At 36.4% G+C, this 11164-nt stretch carries 12 protein-coding genes and 1 other RNA gene; 11 read left to right on the forward strand and 2 right to left on the reverse strand.

What is annotated here, in order from left to right; genetic code table 11:
* The 7 genes from ABGX27_03500 to ABGX27_03530 all read left to right on the forward strand — a co-directional run.
* The coding region (locus ABGX27_03500; protein ID MEO2068556.1) for an HD domain-containing protein at positions 1-767 on the forward strand (767 nt) is incomplete at its 5' end.
* On the forward strand, positions 745-1866 hold the full coding sequence (locus tag ABGX27_03505) for an amidohydrolase family protein (protein MEO2068557.1): 1122 nt from the start codon (positions 745-747) through the stop codon (positions 1864-1866). The genes ABGX27_03500 and ABGX27_03505, both read left to right, overlap by 23 nt.
* Before the next feature lie 51 nt (positions 1867-1917).
* Entirely contained in the window at positions 1918-3282 is a 1365-nt protein-coding gene (locus ABGX27_03510) for a cytochrome c biogenesis protein ResB (protein ID MEO2068558.1), read from the forward strand.
* Positions 3275-4282, forward strand: coding sequence for a c-type cytochrome biogenesis protein CcsB (gene ccsB, locus ABGX27_03515; GenBank protein ID MEO2068559.1), 1008 nt, complete (start codon positions 3275-3277; stop codon positions 4280-4282). The genes ABGX27_03510 and ccsB overlap by 8 nt, the downstream gene beginning before the upstream one ends.
* A gap of 38 nt (positions 4283-4320) precedes the next feature.
* A complete protein-coding gene (locus tag ABGX27_03520; protein MEO2068560.1) occupies positions 4321-5157 on the forward strand; it encodes a YihY/virulence factor BrkB family protein in 837 nt (278 codons plus the stop codon).
* Positions 5135-5989, forward strand: coding sequence for a pantoate--beta-alanine ligase (gene panC, locus ABGX27_03525; protein MEO2068561.1), 855 nt, complete (start codon positions 5135-5137; stop codon positions 5987-5989). Before ABGX27_03520 ends, panC begins: the two co-directional genes overlap by 23 nt.
* A 15-nt stretch (positions 5990-6004) precedes the next feature.
* Positions 6005-6406, forward strand: coding sequence for a secondary thiamine-phosphate synthase enzyme YjbQ (locus ABGX27_03530; protein MEO2068562.1), 402 nt, complete (start codon positions 6005-6007; stop codon positions 6404-6406).
* Here the strand turns inward: ABGX27_03530 and rnpB are convergent.
* Positions 6405-6733, reverse strand: an RNA gene (gene rnpB / locus ABGX27_03535) — RNase P RNA component class A. The two genes, ABGX27_03530 and rnpB, sit on opposite strands and share 2 nt — an antisense overlap.
* Positions 6734-6768: 35 nt before the next feature.
* Positions 6769-7083, reverse strand: a complete 315-nt coding sequence (locus ABGX27_03540; protein ID MEO2068563.1) for an MTH1187 family thiamine-binding protein — start codon at positions 7081-7083, stop codon at positions 6769-6771.
* Positions 7084-7150: 67 nt separating this feature from the next.
* On the opposite strand from ABGX27_03540, the gene ABGX27_03545 reads away from it, so the two are divergent.
* Genes ABGX27_03545 through ABGX27_03560 form a run of 4 tightly spaced genes read left to right on the forward strand, consistent with a single transcriptional unit; the run spans position 7151 to position 11143 of the window.
* Positions 7151-8662 carry an ATP-binding protein gene (locus tag ABGX27_03545; GenBank protein ID MEO2068564.1) on the forward strand — a complete coding sequence of 504 codons (1512 nt, stop codon included), beginning with the start codon at positions 7151-7153 and terminating at the stop codon, positions 8660-8662.
* Positions 8663-8705: 43 nt separating this feature from the next.
* The gene (locus ABGX27_03550; protein MEO2068565.1) at positions 8706-9980 is read left to right on the forward strand and encodes a cation diffusion facilitator family transporter; all 1275 of its coding nucleotides are present in this window, start codon (positions 8706-8708) and stop codon (positions 9978-9980) included.
* The gene (locus ABGX27_03555; protein ID MEO2068566.1) at positions 9949-10536 is read left to right on the forward strand and encodes an NYN domain-containing protein; all 588 of its coding nucleotides are present in this window, start codon (positions 9949-9951) and stop codon (positions 10534-10536) included. The genes ABGX27_03550 and ABGX27_03555 overlap by 32 nt, the downstream gene beginning before the upstream one ends.
* Positions 10496-11143 carry an MBL fold metallo-hydrolase gene (locus tag ABGX27_03560; protein ID MEO2068567.1) on the forward strand — a complete coding sequence of 216 codons (648 nt, stop codon included), beginning with the start codon at positions 10496-10498 and terminating at the stop codon, positions 11141-11143. The genes ABGX27_03555 and ABGX27_03560 overlap by 41 nt, the downstream gene beginning before the upstream one ends.
* The last annotated feature ends 21 nt before the right edge of the window (positions 11144-11164 follow it).

The following is an 11164-nucleotide window of genomic DNA, read 5'->3' on the forward strand; positions in this document are numbered from 1 at the left end:
AACTTAAGGATCTAGAGAAGGTTCCTGAGAGCCCTCCCCACCAGTATAACCTAAAAAAGCACACAATCTTGTCCGTAGAATATTTGGAAACTTTCTGTCTAAAGGAAAAAGATTACATCCTACTTGAATTTTCAAAAGAAATTGGAAGCAGAGAACTATTTAAAGATTTTTCCGATTCAGATTGTCTAAAGTTAACTGCCCTTTATCATGATGTAGGCAAACCTATTACAGTTAAGGAAAAGGATGGAAGACTAACTTTCTATAACCACGACAAAGTAGGGGCTAAAATAGCAAAAGAGGCTTTTTTGCGCTTGAGATTCGGGAAAAAAGCAAGCTCTTTAGCAAGCAACGTTATAAGACATCACTTAAGACCTTTCTTTCTTTATGAACTTTATAAGGAGAAGAGGCTATCGGACAAAGCTATCTATAGGTTCTTTGAGTCAACCAGAAATTTTAGCTTTCATGTTCTACTTCACAGCGTTGCAGATTTTATGGCAACTTCTGAAGAAAATAAAATGAAAATAGATGAGTTTATAAGGTTCATTCACTACTTGCTTAAGTTCTACAGAGAAAGAATAAAAAATTTAAAGCCTTTGCTTTCCGGTAGAGAAATTATGAAAATAAAGAATTTTGACAGACCAAATGAATGTGTAGGAAAGATAAAGAAGAAACTGCTTGAACTCCAAGCTCTTGGTAAGATAAAAACGGTAGATGAAGCTGTAAAGTTCGTTAAGGGGTATTCGTGTGAAAGTTCTCGTGAAAGCTGATTGGGTAATAACAAGTTCTTTAGACGCTATAAAAAATGGATACATTGTAATTAAAAACGGCAAAGTAGATGGATACTTTGAAAAAAAACCTCTAGGAAACTTCAAAAAAGAAATTTCTTTAAAAGGAGTTCTTTTTCCTCCTTTCGTTAATGCCCATACACACTTAGAACTATCCTTAACTTCTTTTTCTGTAGATGTTTTTTCCTCATTCTTTGATTGGCTTTTATGGATAATTAAGGAAAGGATAACTTTCTCTAAAGATAAGTTAGAAATAGCAGTAAAAAAGGGATTAGAGGAATTAAAATCTTTCGGAGTGGTTTACGTTGGAGATATTTCCTCTTTTGGAATCTCGAGAAAGTTTATGAAACACGGAGTTTCGTTTTTGGAAATTATAGGAAAGGATTTAGAGATTAAGAATCTTCCCCCTCCACTGTCTATCCATTCCGTTTATTCAGTTTCTTTTGAACTTATAAAGAAGATTGCAAAAGATGCAAAAGATAGAGGCTACAAGTTTCAGATCCATCTTGGAGAAACAGTAGATGAGGAAAAGTTTGCAAGAGGAGAAGAGAATAGGTTTGAAACCCTTATCTATCCATTTCTTGGAAGAAAGAGATATGAAAAAGTTTTTACTAAAAATTTAGTGGAATACTTAAAGAAAGCTGAAGCCCTGTTTGAAAATACAATAGCCGTTCACTGTACAAATCTTTCTAGGAAGGAACTTGACACTTTAATGAAAAAGTCCTGTGGAATAGTTCTTTGTCCACGAAGCAACATATTTTTACAGGTAGGTTTTCCAAAGGTGGAACACGTAATAGATTACGACAAAGTTACTGTGGGAACAGATGGTCTAAGTTCAAACGTTTCTCTTTCCATTATAGAAGAAATAAAAGCCATTTACTACAGATTGGAAGGAAACATATCTACCAGAAAACTTTTAAAGTTAATTACCATCAATGGTGCAAAAGTTCTTGGAATAGAGGGTTATCTTGAAAAGCCAATTTTTACTTTTTGGGAAGGAGTATGTTTAGAAGACCCTTTTAACCTTATCCTTAAAGAGTCCACAAACTTTAAAGTCCTTGACTTATCGTATTTAGTTTGATTAAATAACCCTGAGTTGTTAAGACAAAAAATAAAGACAACAGGAGAAAAAATGTTCAGGAAAGTTTATGATTTTTTTAGTTCTGTAAAACTTGCCATTATCCTGCTTTTAACTCTCGCTGTAACTTCCATAATCGGAACAATAATCGAACAACAAAAAGATCCAGATCAATACTTAAGAGAGTATGGAGAGACTACTTACAAAATTTTTAAATTTTTAGGATTTACAGACGTTTATCATTCATGGTGGTACATCTTTCTTTTAACCCTCCTTGCTATTAACATTACCGTATGTTCAATAAAAAGGCTTCCAAAAATTTGGAAAGTTGTCAAAGAACCAAAGAAAATCTTCCCAGAGGGTGCAGAGAAGAATCTAAAGGTAGTTCACAGAATAACTTTAAAAGGAAACATTAATGAAATAAAAGAAGCTGTTATTCAGTCTCTCAATAGATTGCGCTACAAAACAGAAGTTTCAAAAGAGGGAAACGGAGAAGTTCACATATTTGCAGATAAGAATGTGTTTGCAAGATTGGGAGTTTACATCGTTCACTTGGGAGTTTTAATAGTTCTTGTTGGTGGACTTATCACTGCAATTTTTGGATATAGAGGATACATACTTCTTTTCAAAGGCAGTAGCTCTAACATCGTTAATTTCTTCTCAAATGAAGGAAAGGTTGTAGAACTTCCATTCATTGTAAAGTGTAATGACTTTAGGATTGACTTTTATCCATCAGGTATGCCAAAAGCTTACATATCTGACGTATCAATAATTGAAAACGGAAAAGAAGTTCTTAGAAAAAAAGTAAAAGTTAACGATCCTCTCGAATATAAAGGAATTTACTTTTATCAAGCTACCTATGGGCAGCCTGCGGGTATTTTCTTTTCCCTGTTTGACGAAAAGAGAAAACCTATTGGTGATTTTGCAGTTCCCCTGTCTCAGGCTGTAAAAGTAAAAGATGGAGTTTACTTAAGAGTGGTTGGTTTTGATCCACACACTCTTGCAATTGGAATAGAAGTTATAAGTAAGGGAAACTTAAAATCTTTAACTTTAAAACCTGTAGACTTTGCTCAAAAAATGTTTCCTGTTTATTACTTAAAAGAAGAAAAAGTCTATTTCATACTTACAAACATCATGGATGGCTTTTACACAGGACTGCAGGTTGCTAAAGATCCAGGAACTTGGATTGTATGGGTAGGTAGCACCATCTTGATAGTTGGCCTTTTTGTTGCCTTTTTCATTCCACACAGGAGAGTTTGGGCTAGGATTAAAGAAAGTAAAGAAGAAAAAGTAACTCTTGTAATTGGTGGAATAACAAATAAAGGAACAGAGGGACTTGTTAAGGAGTTGGAGGAGGTCTTAGGGGTAGTTAAGTCTTCATACTGTCCAAATACCCCTAAGGAGGAAAGAGATGATTAGTTCCGTAGCTCTTTTCAATGCAGGAATGGTTACTTTCTTTCTATCATTCCTTCTTTACACAATTCATACTTTTTCCAAAAGTTCCTGGTCAGGAAAATTTGCAACAATATCTGCTTGGCTTGGAGTTCTTGTCCAAGGAGTAGCGTTCATTGTAAGGGGAGTTGAAAAAGCACAAGTTAACATGGTTTCTGATTGGACAGCTTTTTATAAATATGCTCCCTTTACAAATATGTACGAGTCTTTAATGCTCTTTGGATGGACTGCGATACTTTTATACCTTCTCTTTGAACTAAAGTATAAAAACAAAGCTTTCGGTATGTTCGTAGTTCCTTTAGCATTAATGGGAGAACTGTCAACTCAAATTCTCGGTTTTAATCCGGAAGCCCAACCACTAGTTCCAGCCCTTCAGAGTAACTGGTTACTTTTCCACGTAGTAACAACTTTTATCGGTTATGCTGCTGCAGCTGTAAGTGCTGGAGTAGCTTATGCGTACTTTGCAAAGAGAGATGATACAACAGGTAAAGACTGGGCTATTGTTTTTGTAACAACTTGGTTCATCTTTTTCTTTGTGATTTACTCTGCTTATAGAGAAAACGTTCCTCTTTATCTTGTTGTTTCTGCTATTGTTGCTCTTGTCTTCTGTGGATTTTTATATCTTCTTAAAAGGTATGGAATTACAAAGATTTTCCCATCTATTGAAACCATGGAAAGTATAATGTACCAATCTGTAGCAGTAGGATTTGTCTTCTTGACAATTGGAATTATCCTCGGTGCAGTTTGGGCGAAATACGCATGGGGAGGATACTGGTCTTGGGATCCTAAGGAAACATGGTCTCTCATTACTTGGCTTATATACGCTGCATACCTTCATGCCCGTTACATCAAGGGACTTTCTGGAAAGCCACTAGCCTACTTCACAATAGTAGGTTTCTTAAGCGTTATATTCACTTACTACGGTGTTAACCTTATCATTCCAGGACTTCATAGTTACGCTCAATAGTTTTTACCCGGGTTTTCCCGGGTTAGTATAATTGCTCTATGAACTGCGAAGAACTTTTAAAAAAGATAAAACAAATAAAATTTTTAAGATACGTTCTGTTTGCTGTTTGTGATGCTATAAGATATGATTATCTTTTCTTTGCTGCTTCTATTGCTTACTTTACCTTAATGTCAATAATTCCTCTTTTTATATTCTTGTTCTTTCTCGGAATGATCGTTTTTCAGATAAATTTTTACGATTTCGTTCCAAAGGAGTTCATAAACTCTCCACTAAACCCCATATTTACCCAGATAGAGCAGGTTATAAACAACTCAGGTTTAGTAAGTGGAACTGCTGCTTTAGTTATGCTTTGGTTTTCACGAGGAATATTTCTTTCACTTGAGAGATCTTTCTGCGAAATTTTATGCAGGAAAAGTTCATGTAATTTTATACATAAAAACTTATTAGTTATTGCTGTTATCTTCTTTTTGTGGATTTTAATGTTCATATTTTATTCTGCTAAATACTTAATTGCCCTTTTACTTCCTCAACTACCTTTACTTTCTTTTGTTTCATCAATGCTTGTACCAATCCTCCTTTTTGCGATTTTACTAAGCATTTACTACTTTTTACTTCCTATAGAAATCCCTTTTAAGTTCATTTTAAAAACTTCCATTTTTGTCTTCTTCTTACTTACAATTGTTGAAAAGGTTCTCGTTTGGTTTATCCTCAACATTTCGAAGATAGGTATCTTTTACGGTTCATTTGCAGCCTTGATTGTCTTCCTTATATGGATCTACTACTCTGCTACCGTTATCCTTCTTGGGGTTGGAATTATAAAAGCAAAACTAATTTTGGATAAGGGGCTAAGCCATGAGAGTGGTGAGAACTATTAGAGAAATGCAGTCCATTTCAGAAACCTTGAGAAAAACCGGTAAAACCATTGGTTTTGTTCCTACTATGGGATATCTACACGAAGGACATATCAGTCTTGTGAGATGTGCTAGAGAAGAAAATGACATTGTTGTTATGAGTATTTTTGTAAATCCAACCCAATTTGGACCGAATGAAGATTTTGAAAGATATCCTAGGGATCTCGATCGAGACTCTGCAATAGCAAAGAAGGAAGGAGTTGACATTCTTTTTATACCTGACGTTCCCGAGATGTACCCACAAGATTTTTCAACTTTTGTTGAAGTTGAAGGATTAACTGAAACTCTTTGCGGGGCAAGAAGGCCAGGACATTTTAGAGGGGTAGCAACTATTGTTACAAAGCTCTTCAATATCGTCAAGCCCCATAGAGCATACTTTGGAAAGAAAGATTTCCAGCAACTCAAAGTTATTGAAAGACTTGTAAAAGATCTAAACTTTGACGTTGAAGTAGTGGGTTGTCCAATAGTTAGAGAAGAAGACGGACTTGCTAAAAGTTCTCGCAATGTTTATTTAACCCCTGAAGAACGACTCTCTGCAACTTCACTTTATAAAGCCCTGAAACTTGCTAAAAAACTCTTTGAAAGTGGAGAAACAAGTCCTCAAAGGATAAAAAAAGAAATGGAAGAATTTATCCTTTCTCATCCTCACGTTAAGAAAATAGACTATATTGAAATAGTTGATGCTAACTCTTTAAAACCCGTAAAAGTTGTGAAAAAGGGGGATCTGATAGCTTTAGCAGTTTTTGTCGGTAATGCAAGACTTATAGATAACTGGGTAGTAGGGGAAGAACTCTAAGAAAAGGAGGCAAGAATGATTTATGAAATTTCCCTCAAGACTAACGGTAGAACACAGTTTATCGACATAACAAGACAGGTTGAATCTATTGTCGTTCAGTCAGGAGTAAAAGAGGGAATTTGTGTTATTTATGTTCCTCATACAACTGCAGGAATAACAATTAATGAGAACGCAGACCCATCAGTTAAAAAAGACATAAAAACTATGCTTGATAAGTTAATTCCATGGATGGAGTCTTTTTATGAACACGCAGAAGGGAATTCCGCTGCTCACATAAAGTCTTCTTTAGTTGGATGTAACCAAACGGTAATAGTTAGAGATGGAAGACTATTACTTGGAACATGGCAAGGAATATACTTTTGTGAGTTTGATGGTCCAAGAACAAGAAAAGTTTACGTAAAAGTTATAGAAGGTTAACTGGAGCAGGCGTGTAAGCCGGGTTCTGTTTGAAGGGGTCATTTATCTAACGCGGCTTACCCGCTGGCATCGGGCGGGCAACCCTCAAACGCCAGCCTATTTAGCCTTGCTCCGGGAGGGGGTTGCCGTGCCTCTTTCCCTCGCGGGAAAGAGCGGTGGTCTCTTACACCACCGTTTCACCCTTACCACCTTATAGGTGGCGGTCTCTTTTCTGTGGCCCTTTCCGTGAGGTTACCCCCACCTGGCTTAACGCCAGCTCCCTGCCCTGTGGAGCCCGGACTTTCCTCTCTTGGGAAAACTCCCAAGAGCGACCCCTCAGCCTGCTCCAGTATAAAATTTAGGAATTTTTAAAGAAATTGTAATTACTTGCTAACTTCCCTATTTAATCTGCTTTCAACCGATTTTATTTTTTGGACCATTCTCCCGCTTTTACCTTTTCTAATATCAAACTTAACAACAGAGTAAACTCTATTACAATCCGGTTCTAAAGTTTCATATGCCTTTTTGATGATTTCTAAGGCCTCTTCTATAGTTTCTGTTTCAAATATCGTTCCCATTGGAGTGAGTTTATAGGTAACTCCACTTTCATCTACCATCTTTATTATTCTTGAAACGTACGCACTTACACTTTCTCCCTTGTCTGTAGGAAACATTGCAAACTCAACAAGAACAGACATTTCTACCTCCTTTCATAGTTTTTTCTTATCATTTAAATTAAGCTTTTCGAACGAAAGAGGAGGAAAAATGTCAAAACCAATAGGAATATGCATAGGAGAACCCTCTACAAGAGAAGTTGAATTCGTAAGCTCAAAAGCTATTCAACTTGGGGACTACGTTGAACTTGAATATGAAGGATACAAAGTCTTAGGGTTCGTTAGAGAAATAAGAAGAATAAATAAAACTTTAGCTGAAGACCTTGAACCAGAGGATATTGAACATCTAAAAAGAATTACAGGAAAAAACTCTTTCTTCAGAGGAAAAATTTCTATTTTAGGAGATGTCAATAAAAGAATGTTTGTCCCTAGAGTTCCTCCAGAACCAGGGACAGACATTTTCTTAGCTTCAAAAGAAACCTTACAAAAAGTTTTTGGTTATGACGATGGGAAAAAAATTCACTTAGGACACCTCTTAACCCGCGATGACGTTGAAGTTTTTATAGAAATAGACAAAATAGTAAGCAGACATTTAGCAATTTTGGCAATCACTGGAGGAGGAAAATCCAATACAGTATCTGTAATTTTGGAGGGACTTCTTGAAAAGGACGGAACTATCTTAGTCTTTGATATGCACGGTGAATACGTTGATTTTGGAGATAAAAGTAAGGTCAGAAAAATCGACCTAAAGCTCAATCCTTCAAGACTTAGCTACCAAGAGTTTAGACTCTTTGCAAACGTTGACGACAGTTCCTACATACAGGACAGGTATCTAAGACGTGCTTTTAGAACCGTAGTTGAAGAAATAAGGAACGGAGAAATTTCAGCAGGAGACTTTTGGAATCGATTAGAGGCAGAGTTAAAGTTATACAGGGACGACGAAGAAAACAAAGACGACAAAAAATCCATAGTTGGTGTTCTAAACAAGGTAGAAGATATGAAAGAATTCTACTCTACTCTATTTGACCCTCTAACTATTCCGATAGTAGAACAAATAGAGTTTGGGAAACTTAATGTTATAGACCTTTCTCAAGTTGATGAAAAAATAGCTGATATCATAGTTAGCCACGTTCTAAGAAACGTTCTAGAAAAAAGAAAGGAATACGTTCTTACAGAAGATAGAGGTTTGGAGTTCCCTCTTTTCATGGTACTCGAAGAAGCTCATATCTTAGCTTCTGCCACAATGAATACAAAGAGCAGGTACTGGATTTCAAGAATTGCGAGAGAAGGTAGAAAGTTTGGACTTGGACTTTGTCTTGTTACTCAAAGACCTAAAGCCCTTGATTCCAACGCCCTTTCTCAAGCGAATAACATGATAATTTTGCGCCTTGTGGAACCTGGAGATCAGCGACACGTTCAGCAAGCTTCTGAGGCTTTAAGTGCAGATCTTGTAGAACAACTACCTTCTTTAAACACCGGTGAAGCTTTAGTTATGGGGAGCATGATACCGGTCCCAGCCCTTGTAAAAATTAAACTTGCAAAATCCAAAAAAGGTGGAAACGACATAAGTGCGATAGAAAAGTGGCAAGAATACAAAGAAAGATTGTTAAGAGATAAAAAAAGACACAATGATTTTCTAGACCTTGGAGACACGGACTTCTAACTAAATGTTAGAATTTCCATAGCTTAAAGCCAAGGAGTAATTTATGGTAGAGGAAAAAAAGAGAATAGCCCTTTACTCTGTTTTGGTAAATCTCTTCCTATCTATCCTTAAGGTCGTTGCTGGAGTGATTTCTGGCTCTGCTGCCCTTGTAGCAGATGGAATTCACTCCATTGCAGACCTTGCAGCCGCTCTTTCCGTCTACGCTGGAATAGTAATAGCCAACATGAAAGTAAACAACTTCCCTTACGGTTTATACAAAGTAGAAAACATAATATCCTTAGTAAGCGCTTTTGCTATCTTCTTTGCAGGTTATGAAATAGCAAGAGATATTCTCTTTAGCCAAGAAGAAATGAAAATTACTAACCTACCAGTGGCAGTTGTTGCTATTGCTTTGACAATAATTATCACCTACCTATTCTCAAGGTTTGAAAGGAAAAAAGGGGAAGAACTTAATTCCCCAAGTTTGATAGCCGATTCTGAACACATAAAAACTGATATGCTTTCCTCAGTTATAGTTATAACTGGAATTCTTGGAAATTACTTTGGTTATCCTATCATTGAGAAGATAGCAGTTCTAATAGTTGTTTTATTTATTTTTCACTCTGGTTTTGAAATTATGCTTGAGTCTTTAAAAGTCATTTTGGACGCTTCTGTTGATAGAGAAACCTTAGAAAAAATAAGAGAAATAATGCTTTCTTATCCTTTAATTTCCAAGGTGAAATCTATCACCGGTAGAAGTTCTGGAAGCTACAAATTTATAGAGGCTGAGGTCTGTGTCTCTACTGATAGCCTCGAAAAAGCTCATAGTCTAATCCATGAAATAGAAGAAAGAATAAAAAGAGATGTACCTTTCATAGAAAAGATAATAATTCACTTTGAGCCAGAAGAAAGAAACGATGTAATTTATGCCATTCCTCTTGAAGAGGACGAAAAAACTGTTTGTGGAAGGTTTGGTGAGTGTCCTAAGATTTTGCTTCTTAAGAAAGACAAAGACGGTTTTAAAGATCTCGCCGTTCTTAGAAATCCAGCAGCTAATATGAAGTTTGGAAGGTGTATAGAGCTTGTAGAATTTTTGCTTTCAAAAGGCGTTAACTGTGTAGCAGTTAATTCTTTACCATTGGGTAAAGGAGTAATATTCGCCCTTTCTAACTATGGAATTGGAATGAAACTTATTCCCCAAAGTGACCTTACGAGTTTCTTAAAAGAACTTAAAGATGATCCTCTCTGTGAACCTCCACTTGCCGTCTGGAACAGACACGCCTGCGATGTAAAAATAGGAGGAACAGGTGAAAGCTCACGAACTCATAGAGAGGGATAAAATAGCCTCTCACCTTAATGTGGCTGTTTTTGTTGATATGCAAAATATCTACTACGGTGCAAAGAACACTTTAAAGAAAAAGGTTGACTTTAAGAAACTTCTTGAAGTTGGAGTAAGAGGAAGAAAGCTTTATAGGGCTATAGCATATTTGGTTGACTTGGAAAAGGTAAACCAAGATAGCTTTATCTATGTCCTAAGAAACTTAGGTTATGAGGTAAAACTCAAAGAACCCAAAAAATTCTATAGTTGGGACAAAATAGAATACAAAGCAGACTGGGATATGGGCATAGCTATTGATGCTATTGCAATGGCTGAAAATGGCAAAATAGATGTGGTTGTCCTAATGAGTGGAGATGGTGATTTTGTGGACCTTATCAACTTTTTAAAAGCTAAAGGAATAAAGGTAGAAGTCATCTCATTTCGTTCTATCACTGCCAAAGAACTAATTTATGCTGCAAACGAGTACATAGATCTAGGAGAAATTGGTGACTACATTGCTTTAAAGGAGTTTGACGATGAAACTAGCGGTAATACCAGCAGGAGCATTTCTTGTTAACACGCTTTTAGTTTGGGATGAAGCTTCTAAGGAAGCCATGATTGTTGACCCAGGAGATAAAGTGGCTATAGAGGAAATAGAGGATCTAGTCTCCAAAGAGGACTTAAAAGTAAAGTTTATTATCAATACTCATGAGCATCCAGACCACACTGCAGCCAACTCTTGGGCTAAGTTAAGTTTTCCTAACGCACAACTTTTAATGCACGAAGAAGCAGCAAAAAACTTAAACTTCTGGACGGAAAGTGAAGTGGGGGAACTTGCAGGAGCGGAGTATTCTCCTCAGCCGGACAACTTTTTAAAAGAAGGAGACGAGTTATCCTTAGGAAATTTAAAGTTTACTGTTTTCCATACTCCAGGACACTCACCAGGAAGCATCGTTCTTTATTCACCGCAAGATAATATTGCTATAGTTGGGGACTTAATCTTTAAAGGTAGTATTGGAAGATATGACCTACCTATGAGCGACTTTAATCTGCTTAAAAATTCCATAGTTAAGCTTCTTGGAAATCTAAACCCGGATACTGTATTAATTTCTGGACATGGTCCAAAAACAACTGTTAGAGAAGAACTTGAAAACAATCCCTTCATAAGAGAGCTTGTAAGATGACAGCTGGTACACACATACTTG

The sequence above is a fragment of the Desulfurobacteriaceae bacterium genome (assembly GCA_039832905.1).
GTDB lineage: Bacteria > Aquificota > Aquificia > Desulfurobacteriales > Desulfurobacteriaceae > Desulfurobacterium.